Source organism: Sinorhizobium prairiense (genome assembly GCF_029201645.2).
GTDB classification, from domain to species: domain Bacteria; phylum Pseudomonadota; class Alphaproteobacteria; order Rhizobiales; family Rhizobiaceae; genus Sinorhizobium; species Sinorhizobium meliloti_A.
The window spans coordinates 542,781-565,770 of record NZ_CP104132.1 but is presented as its reverse complement, the minus strand read 5'-3'; the positions used below and the strand labels follow the sequence as shown (position 1 = coordinate 565,770).

The 22,990-nt window shown below is 62.3% G+C and carries 19 protein-coding genes and 4 pseudogenes; 5 read left to right on the top strand and 18 right to left on the bottom strand.

The genetic code is table 11. The features are described 5' to 3' along the window. Window positions 1-8 precede the first annotated feature (8 nt). Window positions 9-775: pseudogene (locus N0Q91_RS22340) on the bottom strand (SDR family NAD(P)-dependent oxidoreductase). A 120-nt stretch (window positions 776-895) separates the two neighbouring features. Here N0Q91_RS22340 and N0Q91_RS22335 point away from each other — a divergent pair. Then, a complete protein-coding gene (locus N0Q91_RS22335) occupies window positions 896-1,939 on the top strand; it encodes an AraC family transcriptional regulator (RefSeq protein WP_275598268.1) in 1,044 nt (347 codons plus the stop codon). On the opposite strand, the gene N0Q91_RS22330 is transcribed toward N0Q91_RS22335, so the two are convergent. The 12 genes and pseudogenes from N0Q91_RS22330 to N0Q91_RS22275 all read right to left on the bottom strand — a co-directional run bounded on the left by N0Q91_RS22330 (window position 1,921) and on the right by N0Q91_RS22275 (window position 13,387). Further along, the gene (locus tag N0Q91_RS22330) at window positions 1,921-2,439 is read right to left on the bottom strand and encodes an RES family NAD+ phosphorylase (protein ID WP_275598267.1); all 519 of its coding nucleotides are present in this window, start codon (window positions 2,437-2,439) and stop codon (window positions 1,921-1,923) included. The two genes, N0Q91_RS22335 and N0Q91_RS22330, sit on opposite strands and share 19 nt — an antisense overlap. After that, complete coding sequence (locus N0Q91_RS22325; protein WP_102763209.1) at window positions 2,436-2,825, bottom strand: antitoxin Xre/MbcA/ParS toxin-binding domain-containing protein; 390 nt, start codon at window positions 2,823-2,825, stop codon at window positions 2,436-2,438. Before N0Q91_RS22325 ends, N0Q91_RS22330 begins: the two co-directional genes overlap by 4 nt. Window positions 2,826-2,923: 98 nt before the next feature. After that, entirely contained in the window at window positions 2,924-3,928 is a 1,005-nt protein-coding gene (locus N0Q91_RS22320; protein ID WP_275598266.1) for an Ldh family oxidoreductase, read from the bottom strand. Continuing rightward, window positions 3,925-5,049, bottom strand: coding sequence for a mandelate racemase/muconate lactonizing enzyme family protein (locus N0Q91_RS22315; RefSeq protein WP_275598265.1), 1,125 nt, complete (start codon window positions 5,047-5,049; stop codon window positions 3,925-3,927). Before N0Q91_RS22315 ends, N0Q91_RS22320 begins: the two co-directional genes overlap by 4 nt. Window positions 5,050-5,187: 138 nt before the next feature. After that, window positions 5,188-6,078 (bottom strand): glycine betaine ABC transporter substrate-binding protein, encoded by an 891-nt coding sequence (locus N0Q91_RS22310; protein WP_018096323.1) that lies wholly within the window; start codon window positions 6,076-6,078, stop codon window positions 5,188-5,190. A gap of 23 nt (window positions 6,079-6,101) precedes the next feature. Further along, window positions 6,102-6,857: an ABC transporter permease gene (locus tag N0Q91_RS22305; protein ID WP_018096324.1), complete on the bottom strand. Its 756-nt coding sequence runs from the start codon at window positions 6,855-6,857 to the stop codon at window positions 6,102-6,104. After that, window positions 6,854-7,969 carry an ABC transporter ATP-binding protein gene (locus N0Q91_RS22300; protein ID WP_275598264.1) on the bottom strand — a complete coding sequence of 372 codons (1,116 nt, stop codon included), beginning with the start codon at window positions 7,967-7,969 and terminating at the stop codon, window positions 6,854-6,856. Before N0Q91_RS22300 ends, N0Q91_RS22305 begins: the two co-directional genes overlap by 4 nt. Then, window positions 7,966-8,628 carry an ABC transporter permease gene (locus tag N0Q91_RS22295; RefSeq protein WP_018096326.1) on the bottom strand — a complete coding sequence of 221 codons (663 nt, stop codon included), beginning with the start codon at window positions 8,626-8,628 and terminating at the stop codon, window positions 7,966-7,968. The genes N0Q91_RS22300 and N0Q91_RS22295 overlap by 4 nt, the downstream gene beginning before the upstream one ends. Window positions 8,629-8,776: 148 nt before the next feature. Then, a complete protein-coding gene (locus N0Q91_RS22290) occupies window positions 8,777-9,457 on the bottom strand; it encodes an isochorismatase family protein (protein WP_275598263.1) in 681 nt (226 codons plus the stop codon). Then, window positions 9,457-10,761 (bottom strand): M24 family metallopeptidase, encoded by a 1,305-nt coding sequence (locus tag N0Q91_RS22285; protein ID WP_275598262.1) that lies wholly within the window; start codon window positions 10,759-10,761, stop codon window positions 9,457-9,459. The genes N0Q91_RS22290 and N0Q91_RS22285 overlap by 1 nt, the downstream gene beginning before the upstream one ends. Window positions 10,762-10,852: 91 nt before the next feature. After that, window positions 10,853-11,845, bottom strand: a complete 993-nt coding sequence (locus N0Q91_RS22280; RefSeq protein ID WP_018096329.1) for a GlxA family transcriptional regulator — start codon at window positions 11,843-11,845, stop codon at window positions 10,853-10,855. A 7-nt stretch (window positions 11,846-11,852) separates the two neighbouring features. Continuing rightward, window positions 11,853-13,387 (bottom strand): annotated as a pseudogene (locus tag N0Q91_RS22275) (trimethylamine methyltransferase family protein). A 227-nt stretch (window positions 13,388-13,614) separates the two neighbouring features. On the opposite strand from N0Q91_RS22275, the gene N0Q91_RS22270 reads away from it, so the two are divergent. Next, the gene (locus N0Q91_RS22270; RefSeq protein WP_100673278.1) at window positions 13,615-14,502 is read left to right on the top strand and encodes a LysR substrate-binding domain-containing protein; all 888 of its coding nucleotides are present in this window, start codon (window positions 13,615-13,617) and stop codon (window positions 14,500-14,502) included. 229 nt (window positions 14,503-14,731) lie between these two features. Next, window positions 14,732-17,151: pseudogene (locus N0Q91_RS22265) on the top strand (FAD-dependent oxidoreductase). A gap of 84 nt (window positions 17,152-17,235) precedes the next feature. Here N0Q91_RS22265 and N0Q91_RS22260 read toward each other — a convergent pair. Next, on the bottom strand, window positions 17,236-17,469 hold the full coding sequence (locus N0Q91_RS22260) for a hypothetical protein (RefSeq protein ID WP_345774934.1): 234 nt from the start codon (window positions 17,467-17,469) through the stop codon (window positions 17,236-17,238). A gap of 209 nt (window positions 17,470-17,678) precedes the next feature. Between N0Q91_RS22260 and N0Q91_RS22255 the strand changes: the two genes are divergently transcribed. Both N0Q91_RS22255 and N0Q91_RS22250 read left to right on the top strand, forming a co-directional pair. Further along, complete coding sequence (locus N0Q91_RS22255; protein ID WP_275598260.1) at window positions 17,679-17,924, top strand: type II toxin-antitoxin system VapB family antitoxin; 246 nt, start codon at window positions 17,679-17,681, stop codon at window positions 17,922-17,924. Continuing rightward, a complete protein-coding gene (locus N0Q91_RS22250; protein ID WP_275598259.1) occupies window positions 17,924-18,361 on the top strand; it encodes a type II toxin-antitoxin system VapC family toxin in 438 nt (145 codons plus the stop codon). The genes N0Q91_RS22255 and N0Q91_RS22250 overlap by 1 nt, the downstream gene beginning before the upstream one ends. Before the next feature lie 261 nt (window positions 18,362-18,622). On the opposite strand, the gene N0Q91_RS22245 is transcribed toward N0Q91_RS22250, so the two are convergent. The 4 genes and pseudogenes from N0Q91_RS22245 to N0Q91_RS22230 form a co-directional block, all read right to left on the bottom strand. Beyond that, complete coding sequence (locus N0Q91_RS22245; RefSeq protein WP_275598258.1) at window positions 18,623-19,102, bottom strand: cupin domain-containing protein; 480 nt, start codon at window positions 19,100-19,102, stop codon at window positions 18,623-18,625. A gap of 241 nt (window positions 19,103-19,343) precedes the next feature. Next, window positions 19,344-19,989 (bottom strand): annotated as a pseudogene (locus N0Q91_RS22240) (glutathione S-transferase). Window positions 19,990-19,999: 10 nt separating this feature from the next. Further along, window positions 20,000-21,766 carry a Rieske 2Fe-2S domain-containing protein gene (locus N0Q91_RS22235; RefSeq protein ID WP_275598257.1) on the bottom strand — a complete coding sequence of 589 codons (1,767 nt, stop codon included), beginning with the start codon at window positions 21,764-21,766 and terminating at the stop codon, window positions 20,000-20,002. 24 nt (window positions 21,767-21,790) lie between these two features. Then, window positions 21,791-22,696 carry an aromatic ring-hydroxylating oxygenase subunit alpha gene (locus tag N0Q91_RS22230; protein ID WP_275598256.1) on the bottom strand — a complete coding sequence of 302 codons (906 nt, stop codon included), beginning with the start codon at window positions 22,694-22,696 and terminating at the stop codon, window positions 21,791-21,793. Window positions 22,697-22,990 lie beyond the last annotated feature (294 nt).

Sequence of the window (22,990 nt, the reverse complement as noted above, 5' to 3'; positions counted from 1 at the left end):
GGCCATGCTTACCGGGGCGCCATGCGCAAAGCCCCGTCGAGGCGGATGACCTCGCCATTAAGCATCGTATTCTCGCAAATATGCTTCACGAGGGCGGCATATTCCTCGGCCCGACCAAGACGCGGGGAAAGGGCACACTTGCCGCGAGCGCGTCCTGAACATCCTGAGGCATACCGGCCATCATCGGCGTATCGAAGATGCCAGGCGCAATGGTGACGACGCGAATTCCAAAACGCGCGAGCTCGCGCGCGGCCGGAAGCGTCAGCGCGGCGACGCCGCCTTTCGACGCAGCGTAGGCGGCCTGGCCGATTTGCCCGTCGAAAGCGGCGATCGAGGCGGTATTGACGATCACCCCCCGCTCTCCGTCGGCGTCCGGCACTCCCTGCGACATGACCTCGGCGGCAAGCCGTATCATGTTGAATGTCCCGATCAGATTGACGGCGACCGTGCGGGCGAAACTGCCCAGTGCGTGCGGGCCGCTCCTGCCGAGAATCTTCTCGCCGGGCGCAGTGCCGGCACAATTCACCAATCCGTGGACGTGCCCGAATTCCTGTTTCGCGAACGCCAGAGCGGCGGTGGCGTCGGCCTCATTCGTCACGTCGGCATTTCGGAAGCACACCGCCGCGCCGAGTTCGGCGGCAAGCGCCTCTCCCGCTTGAGGCTTCAGGTCGAGCCCCAGCACCCTCGCGCCCTCATGAGCCAGCATGCGCGTCACAGCCGCGCCCAGTCCGGAACTGGCCCCCGTGACGATAAAGACGCGGCCATTGAGTTGCATAGGCTCCGGCTCCAACTTTTTCCAACCGGGATGATGCAGAGGAGAAATATGGTATGCAATGACTGAATGACTCAGATTACGTGATCGCTTTTGCAATGTTCGACGAGAGGGACGTCGCCCATGGAACGCCGGATGATCGCCCCATGTTTCATGGACGATACGCTCGAATGCCTCCGGCGCCATGGAGTGGATGCCGAACCCCTCCTTGCACAAGCCGGCCTGCCATCCGTCGTCACCGGTCCGGTTTCGGCCGAACAATACGGCGCCTTCTGGCATGCGGTGGCACAGGCGATGGATGACGAGTTTTTCGGCGAGGGCGCTCGGCCGATGCGCGCCGGCAGCTTCGCATTGCTATGCCACGCCATTCTTTCGACCGTGACGCTCGAACATGCGCTGCGGCGAGCGCTGCGCTTCCTCAGGGTGGTCCTCGAGGAACCGCATGGTGAGCTGGTCGTCGAAAACGGTCTGGCACAGATTGTCCTGAAGGACGCCGGCGCGACGCGCTCCGCCTTCGCCTATCGTACCTTCTGGATCATCCTGCATGGCGTCAATTGCTGGCTGATCGGACGCCGGCTTCCGATCCGCTGGGTCGACTTCCGCTGCAGTGCGCCCCCCGCCGGAACCGATTATCGGCTCTTCTTCGGCGCGCCCGTCCACTTCGATCAGCCCCGGACGCGGCTCGTTTTCGATGCCGAGTACCTGAAACTGCCGCCCATTCGTGACGAGCGGGCACTGAAGCACTTCCTCCGGCATGCGCCTGCAAATATTCTCGTGCGCTATCGCCACGACGCAGGATTGTCCGCGGCAATACGCCAGCGGCTCCATGCCACGGCTCCGTCCGCCTGGCCGGGTTTCGAGGCGCTTGCCGCGCGCATGCGGATTGCAGCGCCGACCCTTCGACGGAGATTGAAGCAGGAGGGCCAGACCTATCGATCGATCAAGGAGGACCTGCGCCGGGCGCTTGCGATGGAAGCCCTCGCCGACGGCCGGACGAATGTGGCCCAGCTTGCCGTCGAGCTCGGCTTTTCCGAGCCGAGCGCCTTTCACCGCGCATTCCGGAAATGGACCGGAAAGTCCCCGGCGCAATTCCGGCGCAATGCGACGCGGACGGATTTCGCGGAAAGCACTTCACCACGGAAACGCAGTCAGCCCCAGGAGAGCTGATCTTTAGGCAGCCGGCCACTTGGATCATACACGTCGACGCGATGCGGCAGATCCGGTCCCCACGTCCAAAGTACGAGATTCCGGTCTCCCGCTTCGGTCCCCGGTGCGAAACTCGGAACAAGGATGCCGGCGGTCCCGCGCGGATGAAGACGGTCGTAAATGGCCCAGGAAGCCGGACGTCTCCCCTCGGCAAGCGCGCCCGCCCAGCTGCAGGCCATCTCCTCCAGCGATACTCCGTGTTCCGCCCTCCCCTTCTCGGTCGTCAGATCAGCGATGTCGGCGCAATCGATGTCGTAGGAGCAAAGCACGCAAGGATCGATACGATGGGCGAAGCCCTGATTGGCCTCCTTGACCGCTGTCATGATGCTGAGTGCAAGGTAAAGCGTCTTTACGCCCTTCGGGTTGAAGCGCGCGCCCTTTATTGCCGCGCCATCGCCGGATGCAGGTTTGAAAGCCCAGCGTGGGTCATGCGCGCGATAGCAGGTTCCGGTGAACCTCAAGCAAAGCCCCCGAGGGCCATGTGGTCGAGATAATCGCGCACGGCCGCCGCCTTGCCGTCCTTCACCAGAGCTTCGGCCGTTCGTCCGCCGAATGCCGGGAGGGGCTGGGCGCGATACCAGGCCATTGCCTGCTCCTTGCCGCCCGCCCAGTCGGTGACCCGGCTGATGATCTCGAGCATTTCGCGAAGGCGGTTCTGCGTCTTCGTCGCCCGGCTGCGCTCCAGCCGGTAGAGCGTTTCACGCGCAAGCCCGGCCGTTTCGGCAAGTTGCGTTTTCGACATGCCGAAGCCGTCCGCAACCTGCTGAACCGCGATCTTTCCGCCCTTGTCCATGTAGGACAGTATCAGCGGTCCGCCATCGCTTTGGGTCTTTTGAGACTGAGCCATCTTGCGTCATATCCAAGAACATATTTCCTGTGCAAAATATATGGCAGGGAATGCTATTTCGCAAGATAGACACGACCCATCGATAATCGCTTTCACCTCTAACAAGGATTCCGACCGTCCTTCGATTCCGAAAGCGAAACCGCCTTCTTCCAGAGATCGGCATCGACGAAAACGGGCTGCTTTCGTCCGGAGTGGCCGGGAAGCCTTACGGCGGCGGCGCCATGGGAGGCGACCAGATTATCCATCGCTTCGCAGAAGCGATCGGCGGCGAAGTGACCAGGGTCGATGGCGATCAGGAATTGGCCGACATGCGGCGGCCCACCCTCGTCGCTTCCGAAGGCGCTCGCCTCCGTGCTGAGGGCAGAACCGGTCAGGGCGGCAGCAAGGATTTCCACGAGAAGGGCTATATTGGCGCCCTTGCGACCGCCGGCGGGCAGCAGCGAGCCTTCCAGCCCGGTGGCCGCGTCGGTCGTCGGCTGTCCGTTCCCGTCCTGCGCCCAGCCGATCGGGATTGCCTCGCCGCGATCGCGGCGCAGGATCATCTCGGTCTTGGTGACGGCACTCATGCTCTGGTCGACGACGATTGCCGGTGTCCCTTCTTTCGAAGGTACGGCGAAGGCAAGCGGGTTCGTGCCGAAGAGCGCCCGCGTCGCCCCGGGCGGCGCAACGGAGGCAGGCGCATTCGAAACGCAGATGCCGATCAGGCCGGCGTCGGCAAGGGGCCGGACGTGATGACCGAGGGCGAGGCAATTATAGGAGTTGCGCACCGCCATTGCCGCGAGGCCCGCTTGGCGTGCAAGGTCGATCAGGACCGGCGTACCGGCGGCAATGGCGGGATGTGCGAAGCCGGATCTTGCGTCGACCGTGACCGTCACACCGCGCGTCGTCACCTCGGGAACGGCTTCTCCAGCGATCTTTCCGATCGCCAGGTGCCTGCAGAAGATCGGCAGGTAGTAAAGGCCGCAGACGCGATTGCCGTCGGCCTCCGCCGTGGCGATCGCGCTCGCCACGGCGCGTGCGTTTTCGGCTGCCGCACCATGGACCGCCAGCGCCTTGAGGCAAACTGCCTCGATCTTTTCACGGGAGGTTTCGACCGGTGTCATCGACTTGCCGCGTAGCGTCTTTCGCCTTCGGCGACCAGGTCTTCAGCGAGCTGGAAACCGAGTCCCGGCTTCCTGAAGGCATCCAGCCAGCCGTTTTTGGGAGCCAGATCGGGCGAGGAGACGATATCCTTCCGGACGAGCTGCCACATGATCTGGTTACCGTCGTCGAGATTGGGAATGGCGAGCCCTATGTGGTGTTCCGCGCAGGTGGTGATGCCGGTGGTAAAGGAAGAATGGATGCAGATCTTCAGTCCGGCGGCCTCCGCCACGGCTGCCGCCTTCATCATCGGCTGTATGCCGCCGATTTCACGCGGGCCGATGCAGATCATGTCCGCGGCACGCTGGCGGCATATCTCATAGACGTCGTAGAGCGTGAAGGCGGCCTGATCCGCAACGATCGGAATACCGACTTTCTCGCGGACATGCGCCATGGCCGGAATGCTCCAGCTCACCGTTGGCTGCTCGATGAACTCGATGTCGAATTTTTCGAGCTTTCGGCACATGTTGATCGCGTCATGGACGCTCCAGCCTTCGTTCGCATCGAGGCGCAGGCGCGCGTCGCCGATCTCGCGGCGAACCGCCGCGGTGATCTCCAGGTCGAGCTTCTCGCCGCGGCCGACCTTGAGATAGAAGACCCGCTCGCCCTCGGCGTGACCGACCGCGGCATCGCTCGCAAGCTCCTCGGCGGTCTCGCCCTGCAGGAAATAGAAGTAGCCGACCGCCTTCCGGTGAGCCCCCCCGAGCAGCTGGTGGACCGGCAGGCCGGCGAGCTTGCCCTGCAGATCCCACATGGCCATGTCGATGCCGGAAAATATCTGATTGGCGGCCCGCATGATATTGGCGCCGTGTCCGAGATATTCCTGGTGAAAGATGCGCGCGATGAGCGGCGCCACATCATGGGGCGAATGGCCGACGAGATGTTTGGCGAGGCGATAGAGGATAGCCGCCGTACCGGTCTGGTCCGGCGCGACCGTGCACTCGCCGACCCCTACCGTGCCGTCATCTGCCTCGATCTCGATGAGGTTGACCGCGAAGGATTCACGGATGCCGTAGGACCAGTGGTAGGGTTGCTTGAGCGGCAGTACCAGCGGGCGGACGCGGACGTTTGATATTTTGACCATTCTCGGAGTTCCTCGAAAAGACGGCCGGCACGGCCGGTCCGGTATATCTGCGCCCGGCTCTCCGGCACGCACCCTTCCCGCCCGCCGGCAGAAAACCTGCAGGCGGGACGAGACGTTCGTCGATAGATGCGGCGCGTTTTACATGCCTAGCGACTTCAGATAGTCGGCGGCGACCGTTTCGATGGTCTTCTTCTCCACATCGACCTGGCTGTTCAAACGCTGCATCGTGGCGTCATCGAGCTTCTTCGAGACCGCTTCGAGCGTTTCCTTGAGATCCGGATTCGCGTCGAGCACTTCCTTGCGCACGACGGGGGTCAGCGCATAGTTGGGGAAGAAGCCCTTGTCGTCCTTCAGCGTCTTCAATCCGAGCGCCGCGATCTGGCCGTCGGTCGCCTGCGCGGCGATCGTGTCGAGATCGCCATTGGCGAGAGCGTTATAGGCGAGACCAAGATCCATCGGCCGGATATTGGCTCGGCCGGTTTCGAAACCGTAGACCTTCTCCAAGCCGATCAGGCCGTCCGGACGCTTCGGAAATTCGGCCGTCGTGCCCATGAGGACATCCTTGCCGTCGTTATACGCCTTGGCGAGGTCGGAGATCGTCTCCATGCCGTCCGTCTTGGCGTTGCCCGGCTTGATGACATAGGCGTAGGTGTTGTTCGCCGCGGACGGCGCCAGCCAGACGAGGCCTTTCTCACCGTCGAGTTCCTTGACGCGGTTGTAGGTCTCCTCCGGCGAAAGCCGTTCCGTCACCTTGTTGAAGGTGATGAGCGACGTCCCCGTATATTCCCAGTAGAGATCGACCTCGCCGTTCTCCAGTGCGGCGCGAACGATCTTCGTGCCCATGCCGTCTTTCTTGTCGACCGTGTGGCCCTTGCTCTGAAGGAGCTGCTTGGTGATCTCTGCGATGATCAGCTGCTCGGTGAAGTTTTTGCCGCCGACGGTAAGGCTGGCGGCCCAGGCAGTCGTCGTGACGAGCGCGATGGCGGCCGCCGACAGAAGGGTTCTGGCAAGTTTCGGTGCGAAGTTCATTTCAGTTCCTCTCTCTCATTTTGTTATCGTAGCGGATTGATGCCCCGTGGAACGAGGTAGTACTGAATCTGGCCGACGATGAAATCGACCAGGACCGCGAGCATTGCCGTGGGAATGGCCCCGGCCATCATCATCGGGAGTTCGTCCAGCGAGATCCCGGTGAAGATCAGTTCGCCAAGCCCGCCCGCGCCGATCAGAAAGACCAGGGGCGCCGAGCCGACGCAGATCGCGAGCGCCGTGCGGATGCCGCCGAAGATCACGAAGAGGGCGTTCGGAAGTTCGACGCGCCACAGAACCTGCCGCGGCGTCATGCCCATCCCGGTTGCGGCCTCCACAAGGTGCGGCGGCACGGCGCGCAGACCGGCATAGGTGTTGCGCACGATCGGCAGGAGGGTGGCCGCCCAGAGGCCGAACACCGCGGGCACCGTACCGATCCCGAGCAGCGTCATCGAAAGCGCCAGGATCGCGAGCGTCGGCACGGTGCTGCCGATATTGAAGATCTGCATCACTGCTTCCGAAACGAGGCGGAAAGCAGGCCGCGAAAGGACGATGCCGACCGGTACCGCCACAAGGATGGCGAGCCCTCCCGCCCAGGCGACCAGCTCCAGATGCTGCACGGCGAGATAGGAAATGTCGTCGGAATAGGCGAGGATTTCCTCCGCCATTCCGCTCCACCACAGCCAGGCGACGGCTCCGGCCAGCACGACGAGCACGATCATCGGTGCGGTCTCGATCCGGCGGCGATGCTGCGGTGCGGCCTGGCCGGCGAGAGCGCTCATGCCTTCCCTCCATGGCCGAGATTGTGCACGATGGAACGGTAGCTCATCACGCCCGCCATCCGCCCGCCCTCGTCGACGCAGGGCAGCAGCGCCATGTCGTGTGCGAACATCATCGACACGGCCTGCCTCAGATCGCCGGTGGTCGGGACGGCGGACTTTACCGGTTCCGCATGATCGCCCACCGTACCGGAGCGCAGCTCCGCCACCTGCTCGCTCAAGAGAGATTGCGGTGCGCCGTCGGCGTCCAGAACGAAGACTGCAGCGCTGCGCGACGATCGCATTCGCTCGAGCGCATGTTCGACCGAGTCCGAGCTCCGGACCGTGATGAAACCCGTCTCCATGGCGTCGCGCACCGAAACGAGCCTCAGCCGCTTGAGTGCCCGGTCGGAGCCTAGGAAGTCTTCGATGAAGCTGTTGGCGGGACGGGCGAGCAACTCGTCGGGCGCGGCATATTGTTCGAGCCTGCCGCTGCGGAAGATCGCGACCTTGTCCGCCATCTTCACCGCTTCGTCGAGATCGTGCGAGACGAAAATGATCGTCTTGCGGATCTCCCGCTGCATCTTCAGAAATTCTTCCTGGATGACTTCGCGGTTGATCGGATCGATCGCCCCGAACGGTTCGTCCATCAGCATGACCGGCGGATCGGCCGCCAGCGCGCGCAGGACGCCGACACGCTGCTGCTGGCCGCCTGAAAGTTCCTTCGGATAGCGCGTGAGGAAAAGGTCGGGCTGGAGACCGACAAGTTCGAGGAGCTCTTTGGCACGGTCGCGCGACTTGCGGCGATCCCAGCCGAGGAGGTCTGGCACGACACAGATATTTTCCTCGATCGTCTTGTTCGGGAAAAGGCCGATCTGCTGGATCACATAGCCGATGCTCCGCCGCAGCTTGATCGGATCGATGGTGCTCGTGTCCTTGCCGTTGATGAAGACCTTGCCGCTGGTGGGCTGGATCAGCCGGTTGATCATCTTCATCGTCGTCGTCTTGCCGCACCCCGAAGGGCCGAGCAGCACGCAGATCTCTCCTGTGGGTAAGTCAAAACTTACATTGTCGACGGCAATGAGGGGATCATGCGCCGGGCCGTAGTGCTTCGTCAGATTTTCGAGCCGGATCATGGCGTGACCTCCCCCTGAATACCGCGTGATGTGAGAAGGCGCTGTACGAGCGCGAGGAAAAGGTCGGCTGCGATCGCAAGCAGCGAGACCGCCAGCGCCCCGGTCACCAGCTGACGGGGATCGGACTGGCTGATGCCGCGCGAGATGAACGTGCCGAGGCCGCCCGCGCCGATATATGCCGCGATCGCCGTCACGCCGATGTTCATGACGACGGCAGTCCTGACGCCGGCCATGATGACGGGAATGGCAAGCGGGATTTCGACCTGGCGCAAACGTTGCCAGGTGCTCATCCCCATGCCTTTCGCGGCCTCTCGAAGAGACGGATCGACATTGGTGATGGCGGTGTAGGTGTTGCGGATGATGGGAAGCTGGGAATAGAGAATGACGGCTACGACCGCCGGGACATAGCCGATGCCGTGGCCGATCGGCGAGAGCAGCGGGATCATCAGGCCGAACAGCGCAATCGAGGGAACGGTGATCATCATCGACGCGAGATAGAGAACGGTATCGGCCGTGCTCTTCGACTGCGTGATCGCAATCCCGATCGGCACGGCCGTCGCGATCGCAATCCCGACCGCCAGGAAGACGATCGAAATGTGCTCGATCGTCCGCGTGCCTATGATGTCCAGATTGTCGATGATGAACCGTATGATCTCCATTCGTTGCGGCCTGCCTTTCCTAAACTGGGTCACGATGTCTCGGTCGGATTCGACCTGAACCGTGCGTGACCGATTCCAATAAGTCAGAGCGGGTGGCAGGCGGGACACCCGGCCTTCCGCACTGATGCGCGCCCCTGTCAAACGCTCGTCAGAGTTCGCCGTACAGTTTAGCGGCATTCCCGAAAGTGTAGCGCAGGGGCACCGATCCCTCGACCTGCCATGCTTCGACCGTATCCCCTTTCAGAAGGGCGCAAGCAGCTTCGGCATCGACGACCGCGCCGCCATAGAGGCGGTTCGCCAGGTTGAGAATGCCGGTCTGGTGCATCGCAAGGCCGCCGCTGCCGCAGGCGTCCTTGACGAGCAGGACATGCAGGCCAAGGTTGATCGCGTCCTTGACCGTTGCATCGACACAAGCCTCGGTCCAGACGCCGGCGATCACCAGCCATTCCACGTCAGCGTCCCGCAATTCGCCGATCAAGGGGCTCTTGCCGAAGGCGCTCGCTTCGTTTTTGACAAGCAGCCGCTCCGTCGGAAGCGGAGCGACCTCCGGGCAGATCGCCGTGAGCGGATCGTCCTTGTCGCTGAAGGCGGAACGTCCATCCGGTCCGATGGGATGGAACGGGCGACGATTCTCGGCGAGATCGACGATATAGGCGCAATGAAAGACGGGGATGCCGCTGCGGCGGGCCGCCTCCTGAAGGCGCGCGGCATTGCCGAGCACCGTCTCGTAACCGTCTACGAGATAGCGCTCGTCGTGGCGATGCTCCTCCTGGAGATCGATAAAGAGAGCGGCAGCTTTTGCGCGGTCGATCCGCAACGGTTTCTTCATCAAGTCTCCCCGCTCAGGAATTCGTCCTCATAGGGAAAGCGCGACAGGAGTTCCGTGCCGTTCTCCGTGATGAGGATCTCGTCTTCGAGTTTCACGCCCTCGCGGCCGCCCTTTTCGCCGATGTAGCTTTCGACCGAGACGACCATTCCGGGCACGAGACATCCGTCGCGACCGTAGGTCTCGTAGTCCATCGCATGGGCGATGAACGGCGTCTCGCCGTGCATGCCGACGCCGTGCATCACGGACGTGTAACGCTGATCGACGAAGCGGTCCGGTATCTTCCAGGCCTTTTCGGCGATCTCGCGGAAGGCCATGCCCGGCTTGACGATGTCGATATTGTGCTGAACCTGTTCGTAGGCCATTCGGTAGAGCGACTTCTGGTAAGGGGTCGGCTTGCCGGGACCGCAGCGGAAGGTTCGCGAGAAATCGGAATAGTAGCCGTAGCAGCCGATCGTATCGGTATCGAGGGCCACGAGTTCGCCCGGCCTGATCTTGCGGCCGCTTGCCTCGTTGAACCAGGGATTGGTTCGCTGGCCGGAACTCAGCAGCCGGGTCTCGATGAACTCGCCGCCCTGCCGGATCACTTCATGATACATGATCGCGAAGAGCTCGTTTTCGGAAACGCCCGGCTTGATCGCTTCGCGTACGGCGGCCACGGCAGCTTCGGCGCCGGCCATGGATACCTGAAGGCACTTGATCTCTTCGGGAGTCTTGACGGCCCTCACGGCGAGAATTTCACCCTGACAGTCCTTTACCTCGCACCCGCGCTTTTCGAGCGCCAGTGCCTGCAGATGGCTGCAGCGGTCCATGCCGAGCTTCATCGACCCGCCGCCATGCTGCTTGAGCAAATCGGTAATCTCGTCCGCGAAGGGCCCGGCGGTCTCATCGTCCTTACCGGAGACGGAGGACCAGACAAGCTTGGAAGGGCGGGCCTCGTCGATCGTGTCGAGGACCATCGAGACATGATAGCTCTGCGGATATTCGAAGAGGACGACCGGACCTTCGGTGGGGATGAAGAAATAGCGGGTGGAGTTGCGCAGGAAATACCCGAACATGTTTCGGGAGCCCGTCGCGTAGCGCTGGTTATAGGGATCGAAAAGGACCACCGCGCCGTAGCCGGCCGCGCGCATCCAGCCGCGAAGCTTCTTCAGCCTCCCCTTGCGCAGGGCGTCGGCGTCGATGAAGGACGGTTCCGTGTCCGAAAGCCACATGCCGCCGGCCGGATCGGCTGCCTCCGGATGGCGCATCCGGTCCTTGAAGTCCACGTCATCCACGCTGTCGGGATCGAATACAACAATGCTCATGACATTCTCCTTTTCCAGCAGGATGGAGAAGAGTCGGAGCGCGCATTTGCGCAAATTCCGCGGTATCTATGCCGGAATCCGCAGAGTTTCATTATTTCAGCCCCGCGACTGCGCGAGGCGCCTCGCCCGCTCGCGAAACGCGGCGGCGAACGCTGTGCGGGACATATCCGAACTGCTCTTTGAAGGCGCGGGAGAAGTTGGCGGCATTTCCGAACCCGCAGGCGACCGCGACTTCATTCACCTTGAGACTGGAATGCGTCAGCATGTCTGCCGCGTGACCAAGCCTCAGATTGCGGTAATAGCTGTTGGGCGACACGCCAAGTTCGGCCTTGAAGGCGCGTTCGAGCTTATCGGACGAGACATTCAGCCGGTCGGCCAGGTCCCCGATCCGCAATAGGTCCTCGATCGCATTCTCCATCATCGCCACAGCGGAAAGGACGAGGTCGTCGGCGATGCCGCTCCGGATACGCAAGGTCAGCTTCCGGCGATCGGCGTCGGGTCGCAGCGGGCTGTGCATGAACCAGCCGGCGACGCCGTCGGCGAGCTCGGCGCCATAGTCCCGTCCGATCATGTCCAGCATCATGTCGAGGCTGCCGATGCCGCCGACGGAAGTGAAGCGGCGGCGGTCGATCACATAGAGGTCCGAGCGCATGTCGAGCTGCGGGAATGCTTCCTTGAAGGCCGGCTGGCTGGTCCAGTGGAGCGTGCAGGAATGGCCGTCGAGCAACCCTTTGCGCGCCAGGAAGAAGGCAGCATCGGCTACCGCACCGAGTTGCGCACCGGATCGGAGATTCTTGCGGATCCACGCCATCTCCTCGTCCGCAACGAGATGCTCTGCGTCACCGCCCGAACACACGACAATCCGGTCGACCTCCGGTGCGTTGCGCACATGAAAGTCCGGCTCGATACCGATGCCGTTCGATGCCGTGATCTTCTCGCCGGCCGCCACGGTAATCCAGGAATAGCAGCGCTTGCCGGAGAGCGTATTGGCTGCGCGCAACGGCTCGATGACCGAACTGAAGGCCATCAGCGGAAAGTTCGGAAACATCAAAACCGCGAAGCGGATTTCCTGCGTATCCCTCATCTGCCCCTCAAGGTTCGCCCGCCCCGATCTCCGCTCGCCGCTTGATCATGTAGGCATCGAGCTCTTCCCGGATCGCCGGGTCGAGGACCGGTTCCTCGTATTCGCTCAGGGCTTGCTGCCAGATGCCGGTCGCGCGCTCCAGCGCGTCGTGCCCGCCGGCCTCCTGCCAGCTGCCGTAATTCTGCCAGTTGGACAGCATCGGCTGGTAGAAAGCAGTTTCGTATCGCGCCATCGTATGTTCGGAACCGAAGAAATGTCCTCCGGCCGGTACCGATTTGATGGCGTCGAAACCGAGATCGTCCTCGGAGAATGGCATGGGCTCGAGGAAGCCCATCATGTTCTGCAGGATCTCCACGTCCAGCACCAGCTTCTCATAGGAGGCCGTCAGGCCACCTTCGAGCCATCCGGCAGCGTGATAGATAAGGTTGGCACCCCCGAGCACCGCACCCCAGGTGGCCATCTCCGTCTCATAGGCCGCCTGAAGGTCGACGGCGTTGGAGGCATTGGCGTTCGACGTGCGATAGGGAAGCTTGTAGCGGCGCGCGAGCTGACCCGCGATGATGTTGGCCTTGGCGTTTTCCGGCGTGCCGAAGGCGGGGGCGCCGGACCGCATGTCCACATTGGACGTGAATGCGCCATACATGACCGGCGTACCCGGATTGACCAGTTGCGCAAGCGTGACGCCGAACAGCGCCTCGGCATTCTGCTGGCAGAGTGCCGCCGCAAGCGTCACCGGCGTCATGGCGCCCATCAGCGTGAAGGGCGTGATGGTCACGGGCTGCCCGTGCTCGGCCATGGCGATCAGTCCGTCCGCCATCGCATCGTCGAAAAGCCGCGGCGAATTCACCGAAATGATCGTGATGACGCCGGGGATCGGCGCATCTCCTCGACGCTGATGCCGCGCGCGATCGCCATCATGTTGATGCCGTCCACGGCCCGCCCCCGCCCGATGGCGGTGCAATGGAATGAGAGATCGCTGAGCGTGATGTTCGCCTTATAGGTATCGAGGTGCCGGGAATTGGCCGGCAGCTCCATCGGCGCGCAGACCTGGTTCCCGAGAATGTGGATCGCGTTGAAGTGGTGGGCGAGACGCGTGAAGTTCTGGTAATCGGCGAGATTTCCCTGCCGCCGGCCGTTGATCCGGTCGTGCACGTTCGGAGGACCTGCCACGAGGCCGAAGGCGATCCTATTGCCGCCGATCGTCAGGCGTTTTTCGGGATTGCGGCTGGTCAGCGTGAAGGAAGACGGCGTCGTGGCGAGCGCCGCCTCGACGATGGATTCGTCGATGCGGATCATCAGGTTCTCGCGGTCGACGATGGCGCCCGCCTTCTCGAACAGCGCCATCGCCTTTTCGCTCATGACGCGGATACCGATTTCCGAGAGGATGCGCATCGAATTGCGATGAAGCGCCTCGAGACGATCCTCGTCGAGAAGCTGCATCGGGGAATAGGTGTTGACGACCTCCTGCCATGGCAGCTGCGAGATACCGTCGCCGCCCCGGATTGCCCGCGATCGTCTTCCGCCGCCGCGTCTGCCGCTCATCGAGAACTGCCTTTCATCCCCTGATCCGCGCAGCCGCGCCATAGAAGGCCCTGCTCGGGATACTTATGCTTTTTCTGTTCCGCTCCCCGAAACTATGGCCAATCACGCACCGGTCTTCACATGATAAGTTCGGCGGCAATGGCCAAAAAAAACCATGTCATGGCACGCGTGCACCTTGCAAGTCCCGGACGGGCCTGACTAGCATGGAGCAAAAGGGGAACTTTCAGATGAAGCCGCCGCCGCCATTGAACTACATCCGCTCCTTCGAATGCTCCGCCCGGCATCTCAGCTTCACCGAGGCGGCCAACGAACTGGGCTATACGCAGGCCGCCATCAGCAATCATGTACGGGCGCTCGAGCAATATCTCGGGCGTCAGCTCTTCATCCGCTATCCGCGCAGCCTCAAGCTGACCGAGATGGGAGAGGCCTTTCTTCCGACCCTGCGCCAGGCTCTGAACCAGATCGACTTCGCCACGGAAGCGGTACTTGCGTCGGCGCGCAACAAAACCGTCGTCATCTCCTGCCCGACGAGCCTTGCCGAAAACTGGCTGGCAAGGTGCGTCGCCGGGTTCAGCAGGAAACATCCCGACGTTGAAATCCTTCTGCACGGCACGATCTGGGAGGATTCGACCGAGCAGATCGCCGATATCCTCATTTCGATCCGCCGCTTCGACAACATGCCGGCAAGCGGCATGCAATTGTGGAACGACCGGCTTGTGCTTCTATGCGCGCCCCAGCTCGTTCACGGGCAGAATGCGATCAGGACGCCGGCCGACGTTCTGAAATCGAACTGGATCGCGGTGCACGGGCGGCAGGAGTTCTGGCAGGAAATGGCCGATGCGCTCGGTATAGACGCCTCCGCGAACGACAAGCGGCTTTCCACCAATTCCACCAATATCGCGCTGGAAATGGCGGCGAGCGGCGCCGGCTGCATCGTGACCACCCAGTCGCTGGCGCGGACCTATGTGGATCGCGGCCTGCTTGTCGAGCCGTTCCAGATCCGCACCAAGAGCGCGTGGAACTACTACCTCGCCGAAGGGCAGGCGTCGAGGGGAACGACCGTCTCGAAGGTGCGCGACTGGATCATCGCCGAGGCTCAGAAGGTGATCGGCTGACCGGTTCACCCCCGACACCGAAAGGGCCGATTTCAGACTAGCCAGAGCCCATCCGGCAACAAACGAAAATTGCGAGATCAATGACCTCGTTTTATTTGTCCATCCGATGACGAAAGGGGCCGATTTCCCGCCCTGCGCCGCTTTGCAAAAGACAGCCCGTCCCTAAACTGAAGCCGCGCCGGCAGAGATCCGCCGGCGGCAGAGGTCATCGTTTCAAGGCTGGATTTCCATGCGCTCCCACGCTCAAGCGGTCGTCATCGGCGGCGGTCTCATCGGCTGCTCCATTCTCTACCATCTCACCAAGCTCGGCTGGTCCGACGTCGTGCTTCTCGAGCGCAGCGAACTGACGTCGGGATCGACCTGGCATGCGGCCGCCAACATCCACGGCCTGCACGACTCGACCAATATCAGCCTGCTTCAGCATTATACGATGGCGCTCTACAAGGAGCTGGAGGTCGAGACCGGGCAAGGCTGCGGCATCTTCCAGCCGGGCTCGCTCTATCTTGCGCAGACCGAGGCGCGCGAGCACCAGCTAAGGCTCCAGGAGGCCAAGGCGCGCCGCTACAAGATGAACTTCTACGAGATCGGCCGTGACGAAGCGGAACGGCTGCATCCGCTCGTCAACTTCGACGGCATCCGCTGCATCATGTACGAGCCGGAGGGCGGCAATGTCGACCCCTCCGGCGTGACGATGGCCTATGCCGCAGGCGCGCGAAAGCGCGGCGCCGAAATCCACCGCTTCACGCCCGTCACCGGTACGGAGGCGCAGGCGGACGGCAGCTGGATCGTACGTACCCCGAAGGGCGACATCCGCACCCGGTGGGTCGTCAACGCTGCAGGACTATGGGGCCGGGAAGTCGCCGCCATGGCGGGCCTCGAACTTCCGCTGATGCCGACGGAACACCAGTACTTCGTGACCGAGACCATAGCGGAGATCGCCGCCCTCGACCGGCGGCTGCCTTCCGTGGCGGACCGCGACGGCGAGTATTACCTACGGCAGGAGGGCCTGGGCCTGCTGATCGGCGCCTATGAGCGCGACATGCGCTTCTGGGCCGAGGAGGGCACCCCGCTCGGCTTCGGTCACGAACTCTTCCCCGACGACCTCGAGCGCATCGAGGAAAACATGATGCGCGCCATCGACCGCGTGCCGGTGGTCGGAACGGCGGGCATCAAGCGCGTCATCAACGGGCCGATGATCTGGTCGCCCGATAGCGCGGTCCTCTTCGGCCCCGTGCCGGAAATGACGAACTACTTCTGCTGCAACGGCATCATCCCCGGCTTCTCGCAGTCGGGCGGCATGGGCAAACTTGCGGCGGAATGGATGATCGAGGGCGAGCCGTCGCTCGACATGTTCGGCTGGGACATGGCGCGCTTCGGCCACTGGGCGAACAAGTCCTTCACCAAGGCGCGTGTGCAGGACCAGTACAGCCACCGTTTCAAGATCCATTTCCCCAACGAAGAGCGGGCGGCCGGACGCCCCGTTCGCACCCGGCCGGCTTATGAGAAACAGAAGGCGATGGGCGCCGTATTCGGCCTGAATTTCGGCTGGGAACATCCCCTCTGGTTTTCCGCCGATGGCGAGCCGAAGGAAGAGACGACCGGCTTTACCCGCCAGAACTGGTGGGCGCCCGTCGGCCGCGAGGCCCGCATGCTGCGCGAAAGCGCCGGCATCATCGACATTTCCAACTTTGCGAAATACGCGGTGATGGGACCGGGTGCCTCCGAATGGCTGAACGCGCTTTTCGCCAACCGCATGCCCACGACGGTCGGCCGGTCGTGCCTGACGCCTCTCATCGGAAAGCGGGGGGCATTGCTGGCGATTTCACCGTGACGAAGCTCGGCGACGACGACTTCATGATCTTCGGCTCCGGCATGGCGGAACGCTACCACCAGCGCTTCTTCAATGCGGTTCCGCTTCCCGAGGGCACGAGCCTTACCTCGATGACGGAGCGCCTTTGCGCCTTCAACATCGCCGGGCCGAAATCGCGCGAGTTGCTGATGCGCCTGACGAATGACGACCTTTGCAACGAGAACTTCCCCTTCATGCGGTCGCGCAGGATGCGTGTCGCCGGCGTCGAGGTCGTCGCACTGCGCGTCTCCTTCACCGGCGATCTCGGCTGGGAACTCTACTGCGACGCCGACCGGCAGGTCGGGCTCTACGACGCCTTGCTGGAGGCCGGCGCGGTTCTCGGCGCGGGCCCGGTCGGCTCACGCGCACTCGCCTCGCTGCGCATCGAAAAGGGCTATGGCAGCTGGAGCCGCGAGTATTCGCCGGAATACTGGCCGCAGGAATGCGCTCTCGACCGGCTGATCAAGCTTGACAAGGACGCGTTCCTCAACAAGGTCCCCTACCAGGAAATCGCAGGGAAGCGTCCGAGGCAGAAGCTCGCCATGATATCGATCGACGCCACGGATGCGGACGCCACGGGCGGCGAGCCGATCTTTCTCCATGACGGCACCCCGATCGGCCATGTTTCATCCGGCGCCTACGGCTATACGGTCGGCATGTCGCTGGCGCTCTGCTACATCAAGGCTGACATGGCGAAACCGGGCGACAAGGTGAGTGTCGCCATCCTCGGCCGCCCCCATGACGCAGTCATCCTGGAACGGCCGCCCTTCGACCCGGAAGGCGAAAGGCTTCGAATGTGACGGACAGATGTGCGCCGTTGCCCTGAAGGCGGCACTGTAGAACAGGCGCGATGCCCTCACGCATGACCCGGATCTGAAAATAGACTAGATTGCCAGCTGGACGATATGAGCAAAGGGAGTCATCGCCCATTTGCCGCTACCATCCTTTGCGGTTCTGTAGATTATGAAGTCACTGCCGACCGTGAACCGTCCATGCATCGTGATTTCGTTTCCGGTTGACAGCACGGCTCGCAGCTCTGTTGCATTCCGCTGCTCAATTTGTTCGCTGATCAGCTCAGCCAAGGTAAGGTGGAGCCGTTCGGGTTTTGGATCGCTCATTGGAAGCCCCGCCTTTGCCGTGGTTTGCTGGTCAAAGACCATACGTTTTCGAGCTTAGCAGAAACGAGCGGGCGACGCTCCTCACCATTCTCTTCGCGTCTGACCGAAAGCCGATTGGAGAGGCGGATGCGCCCTGATCCTTGCACTTAACGTATATTCCAACTAATATATTCGAATATTCCACACTACATATACACGAGGAACAGGTCTTGTCTCTCTACATTCGCGACGACGATGTCGATGCGCTGGCAAAGAAAGTGCAGCAGGTCACCAAAGCCCCGACGAAGACCGAAGCGGTCAGACGCGCTCTGGAAAATGAGTTGGCGCGAGCGGAACAAGTAGTGCCGCTAAAAGAGCGCGTCAGGAAAATTCAGGACAGTGTGCGAGCCAAGATGGGGCCTAACAAGCCGGACTTCGACATGAAGAAATTTACCGACGACATGTGGGAGATATGATGTTCTTGGACGCGTCGGCAATCGTGGCCATCCTGGCTGGTGAAGAAGAAGCAGGTTACCTCCTCGCCAAAATCGAAATGTCGGAAAATCCTAAGATTTACTCGGCGCTATCGATGTTCGAGGCGGTGATCAGCTTAGCCCGGATAGTCTCGATCTCGCAGTTCGGCGATCAGGCCCCTACTCCACCCGAGTTGATCGATGGGGTTCAAGAGGACGTAGCGAAGTTCATGGAGACGATCGGCGCGCGCGAAGTGTCCGTGAGTGGCTCCCTACATGACAAGGCCATTGAAGCGGCTCGCAACTATGGCCGTTTTGTCGCGCACCCGGCGCGACTGAATTTTGGTGACTGCTTCTCCTATGCCTGCGCCAAGGAATACCGTCTTCCTCTTCTGTTCAAAGGCGATGATTTCTCGAAAACGGATATCGACGCTGCCTAGAAGTGCGCACCTTCGCAGGCCTCGCCGAGGGGCCCGCACTTGGACAGTGCCCCTGCTTTGGTCTGGAAGTGCTCTAAGGCCTGTTGAGATTCGGGATACCCGCCGCGGCCTGTTTGGTTTCCCCTCGTCACAGGGATCCAGCCAGACCAAGTCCTTGGGCTGAAAGAACGCTTCCCGCGCCGCAGACGCGGCGCTGCTCTCATCTCTGTGACAAGCACAGAAAGAGAGATGAGGTAGAGGACGCCCTGGAAAAAACCCGGGTCAGCCGGGATGTTTGTGGATCGGATCCACCCAGTAGACTTCCTCTGGCTTTTCGACCGGATCGACATCGGTGATGTTGACCACGACCGCCTCGTTATCGGACCGGACCAGCACGCATTCGAGCGGATTTTCCGGATCCGCATTGATTTCCTGGTGCGGCACGTATGGCGGCACGTAGATGAAATCACCGGGTCCGGCTTCGGCGACATATTCGAGCCTGTCGCCCCAACGCATGCGCGCCTTGCCGCGAAGCACGAAGATCACGCTTTCAAGCGGCCCGTGATGATGCACGCCGGTCTTGGCATTGGGCTCGATCGCAACCGTTCCGGCCCAGATCTTCTGGGCGCCGACGCGGGCATGGTTGATGGCCGCCTGCCGATACATGCCCGGCGTCTGAGCCGTGTTGGCGTCGAGCTGGTCACCCTTGATGACGCGAACGCCGTTGTTCCTCCAGTGGTCCTCTCCGTGATGATCGGGCATTCTCCGTCTCCTGCTTTAAGGCACCGTTCCGCAGTAGATCACGATGATTTAGGTCGGGTCGACCTAAATCATGAACGTGCTCGATATCGACATCACGCCGGCACGCTACTTAAGGCAGGTCCGCGTCAACAAAAGCTATCGCATGCCAAGCGACATATCGGAAGGCGCAGGGGATACGGCCTACCCATGGCATCCCCTGGGGCCGGGATCGACGACGATGCCGGCGCCGCGGCGGTTCTCTCTAAGCGACACGCGCCGGCCCGGCCGGGAACACACCCGACATGACCGTGAAGCCCTTGATCCGCTTGAGGCGATCGCACCAACGACGGATTGCCGGATAATCCTGCCGGGAATGCCCCCTCTTCCGAAAGCATGATGTAGGGGAAACAGGAGATATCGGCCACGGTCGGATGCGGCGCCGAGCATATCCAGTCACGCCCTTCCTGCTCGCCGAACCAGAGATGCTCGTCGAGGATGCGAAACAGCCTGTGAGCGCCGGCCCGAGCCGCCTCGACGTCCAGATCGTAGAACAGGCCGTCATGGAGACGCGCGGCTGAAGCCGTGCCGGTGATGCCGTCCGCAAAGGCGAGCCATTGGCCGATCTCGCCGAGAAGCGCCGGATCGCTGCGCGGGTACCAGGTGCCGGAGGGATCATATTTGGAGGCGAGATAGACGAGGATCGCCTGCGCGTCGCGCAGCACCAGTCCTTCATCCTCGATCACCGGCAGCTGTCCAAGCGGATTGAGCTTCAGGAACCAATCCGACTTGTGTTCGCGGCCGGGATAGAAATCGACCGGTACCGTCTTGTACTCGATGGCGAGCATGCTCATCAGAAGTCTGAGCTTGTAGCAATTGCCCGAGAGTTCGTAATCGTAGAGGGTGATCATCCGGCAGCTCCTAGAGATCGAGGACGAGGCGCGCGGATTTGGCGCGCGACACGCAGGTCATGATCTTGGTGCCGGACCTGCGCTCGGCATCGTTGAGGTAGACGTCCTGGTGATCGGGCTCACCCTCGATCACGGTCGCAAGACAGGTGCCGCAGGCGCCCTGCTCGCAGGACGACGGCATGTCGATGCCGGCTTCGCGCATCACCTCCAGGATCGTCCTGCCGGCGGGGACCTTCAACGTCACGCAGGAGCGCGCAAGCGCCACCTCGAAGCTCGAACTGTCGTCGATCGTGTTGGTGTTCTTGAAATATTCGAAATGCACCGCCGTTTCCGGCCAGCCGCGATCTGCCGCGATCCGGCGGGCCGCCTCGAGCATTGGCCCCGGACCGCAGAGATAGAGGTGCATGCCGAGCCGATACCCGGAAAGAATGCCCTCGAGCTCGGCGGCAGTCGCGTCCGGGCGGAGTCCGAGGTGAGGCTTCAGCGCCTCGCCGAGGAGAGCGGTCTTTTCCGGAAAGGCGAGCTGTTCCTGGTTCTGGGCGAAGTAGTGGAAGGCGAAGTCCAGGTTCTGGTTCTTGAGGGCCTGTGCCATGGCAATCAGCGGCGTGACGCCGATGCCGCCGGCGACGAAAATCGTCTTCTCGGCATCGCGGCGCAGCGGGAAATTGTTGCGCGGCTCCGAAATCGCCAGGACGTCGCCCTCGCGGAGCGTCTCGTGCATGCAGAGCGAGCCGCCCTTCGAATCCCGCTCCAGCTTGACGCCGATGACGTAGCTGTCGCTTTCGCCCGGGCCATTGGTGATCGAATATTGCCGGATGAGGCCATTCGGCAAGTGAACGTCGATATGGGCGCCGGGCTGGAAAGTCGGCAGCAGGCCCTTGACCGGGCGAAGCTCGAACGCCGCGATGCCCTCGGCAGCCATCCACTTCCGCGCGACCATTACACGGACCGTCGCCTTGCGGCCGTGAGAGGTCAGTTCCGGCATCTCCGCAAGTTCCGGCGAGACGCGCTCGATCACCGGCTCGAGCGGCGCCGGCTGCGGTGCGGCGGCCGCCTCGCGCTCGACGATCTCACGAAGCTTCGAAAGCCGCTCGTTGTGATGGCGCAGAACGGCGATCCGTTCGGCGCCGCGCGGCGAGCCGTCGAGTACGCCGCGGATGACCGAACGGTTGGAGTCGACCGGCTGGACGAAGAAGACGGCCAGCGTCTCGGCGCCGTCTTCGCGGGCCGTGAGCGCCACCGAGAAGCCGTCGCTCGCCTTAAGCGACATATCTGCCGCTGTGCCTTCCAGGCAGCCGTTCGGCTGAAAGCGATAGCCCGTCAGCGCCGCCACCACGACATCGGCCGGCGCGTTGACCGGAATGCCGCGAAGGGTGAGAAGATCGCCTTCGGCAAGGCCTGCAACGTCCGGCACGTCCCCTTGAGGCTCCTCCGCCGACCACACGAGGCCATAGCGCTCGACGCCCGCAAAGGTACGGTTGGTAATGGTTCGGGCCGGAGCGTCGGCCGGGTGCGCCGGAATATAGGTACAGCCGGCGGTGCGGTTGGAATAGCGCCAGCCATGATACTGACACTTCAACTCGCGGCCATCGTTGATGCCGATAGAGAGGCGGACGCCGCGGTGCAGGCATCGGTTCTCCCAGATATTGACGTAGCCGTCGTCGGCACGCCAGACGGCGAACTCGCGGCCGAGCAACTGGGCGTGGAAGACGTGGCGGAACGGCAGATCATAGGACGCGGCAACGGGATGCCATCTGGTCTTGGCGGTATCGAGCATCGTTCTCTCCAGAATTCTGAAACGTCAGGTGGCGGCCGGGATGACCCCGTAGGTCACGCCCTTCTGGCTGAGCCAACGGCGGTAGGCGATCGCCGACTTGTCGGCGCGGATCGGCGTCTCGGCCCGCGGGTCGAGCGGCAAACGCTTCGGAAACTGGTTCTCCAGGATCGGCTTGTCCTGGCCGAAAATGGTTTGCTGGAAGCGCTTGATCACCTTGTCTTCGTTCTCTTCGTCGAGGACACAGAGCATCATATGCGCGCGGACATGCTCCTGATCGACCGGCTGAAGGAAAACGGCAATGACGTCGAGGCGGCTCTCGTCGATGGGACTGGATTTGTACAGCACCGAACAATAGGGATGCGGCACCCGATAGATATATTCCACATCGGCTCCGCCGGTGGATGCGGTCGAGGCCATCGGTTGGAAGAAGCGACAGCGCGTGGCGACGATCTCGTCGCGCTCGACCGAAAGCTCGACGTCGTATTCCTTGACCTCCGTATGGGGTTCGGCTCCCAGAATATCGGTATGGACATAAGGAAAGTGGCCCATGTCGAGGAAATTCTCGATAGCGCGGGGTGCCGAAACATTGACTCCGATGGTGGCGGCATTGAGCCTGCGCCGATCGGCCTCCGCATATTCGGGAATGGGAAACAGCTCGGCGGGCGGCGTCCCCAGCGAGGTCCAGATATAGCCATAGGCAAGCTTGATCGGTAGACAGCCGCCGAGCAGGCCGATATCGACCGGACTGCCGGCAGGGAGCTCCGGGCGCGAACGCCAGACGGCCGCCTTGCCCTCGCCATCCGAAACATAGCTGATGCGCTCCTCGAGCAGCACGGTTTCCTGAACCGTCCCCGCCGGCACCTCGTCCACCGCCGCCAGCGGGTGCCACAGATCGAGAACCACCTGGTCCTGGCATTTGGTCGGGCTCATGTCGTTCATCTCCGTGAATGGCGTCTGGTCATCAAGCGGTTGGAAACCGTAACGGCTGTCGGAATTCACCGGCTCGCCGCTACTGCCGCGAACCACCTGATGGCGATAGCCACCCACGACACTGGGCGGCGAGGTCAGCGATCAGGCGCGGGTAAAGGGGCGCGGCCGACGACGTCAGGTCCGCGTGGACATGGCAATCATTAAGAAGAACTCGATCGCTACAAAGGGCAGTTCTGCTCATCGCATCCTCCCTGGCTAGCACTTCCCCATGAACCTAGCTCCGTGATGGACTCA

What these genes read in the sequence shown, in the direction of transcription:
- N0Q91_RS22305 (WP_018096324.1), bottom strand. Translation starts at nt 6,857, where the DNA reads ATGAGCGCTCTCGCCGGCCAGGCCGCACCGCAGCATCGCCGCCGGATC.
- N0Q91_RS22310 (WP_018096323.1), bottom strand. Translation starts at nt 6,078, where the DNA reads ATGAACTTCGCACCGAAACTTGCCAGAACCCTTCTGTCGGCGGCCGCC.
- N0Q91_RS22285 (WP_275598262.1), bottom strand. Translation starts at nt 10,761, where the DNA reads ATGAGCATTGTTGTATTCGATCCCGACAGCGTGGATGACGTGGACTTC.
- N0Q91_RS22335 (WP_275598268.1), top strand. Translation starts at nt 896, where the DNA reads ATGGAACGCCGGATGATCGCCCCATGTTTCATGGACGATACGCTCGAA.
- N0Q91_RS22280 (WP_018096329.1), bottom strand. Translation starts at nt 11,845, where the DNA reads ATGAGGGATACGCAGGAAATCCGCTTCGCGGTTTTGATGTTTCCGAAC.
- N0Q91_RS22325 (WP_102763209.1), bottom strand. Translation starts at nt 2,825, where the DNA reads ATGGCTCAGTCTCAAAAGACCCAAAGCGATGGCGGACCGCTGATACTG.
- N0Q91_RS22295 (WP_018096326.1), bottom strand. Translation starts at nt 8,628, where the DNA reads ATGGAGATCATACGGTTCATCATCGACAATCTGGACATCATAGGCACG.
- N0Q91_RS22245 (WP_275598258.1), bottom strand. Translation starts at nt 19,102, where the DNA reads ATGCCCGATCATCACGGAGAGGACCACTGGAGGAACAACGGCGTTCGC.
- N0Q91_RS22230 (WP_275598256.1), bottom strand. Translation starts at nt 22,696, where the DNA reads ATGAGCCCGACCAAATGCCAGGACCAGGTGGTTCTCGATCTGTGGCAC.
- N0Q91_RS22235 (WP_275598257.1), bottom strand. Translation starts at nt 21,766, where the DNA reads ATGCTCGATACCGCCAAGACCAGATGGCATCCCGTTGCCGCGTCCTAT.
- N0Q91_RS22290 (WP_275598263.1), bottom strand. Translation starts at nt 9,457, where the DNA reads ATGAAGAAACCGTTGCGGATCGACCGCGCAAAAGCTGCCGCTCTCTTT.
- N0Q91_RS22300 (WP_275598264.1), bottom strand. Translation starts at nt 7,969, where the DNA reads ATGATCCGGCTCGAAAATCTGACGAAGCACTACGGCCCGGCGCATGAT.
- N0Q91_RS22250 (WP_275598259.1), top strand. Translation starts at nt 17,924, where the DNA reads ATGTTCTTGGACGCGTCGGCAATCGTGGCCATCCTGGCTGGTGAAGAA.
- N0Q91_RS22315 (WP_275598265.1), bottom strand. Translation starts at nt 5,049, where the DNA reads ATGGTCAAAATATCAAACGTCCGCGTCCGCCCGCTGGTACTGCCGCTC.
- N0Q91_RS22320 (WP_275598266.1), bottom strand. Translation starts at nt 3,928, where the DNA reads ATGACACCGGTCGAAACCTCCCGTGAAAAGATCGAGGCAGTTTGCCTC.
- N0Q91_RS22260 (WP_345774934.1), bottom strand. Translation starts at nt 17,469, where the DNA reads ATGAGCGATCCAAAACCCGAACGGCTCCACCTTACCTTGGCTGAGCTG.
- N0Q91_RS22270 (WP_100673278.1), top strand. Translation starts at nt 13,615, where the DNA reads ATGAAGCCGCCGCCGCCATTGAACTACATCCGCTCCTTCGAATGCTCC.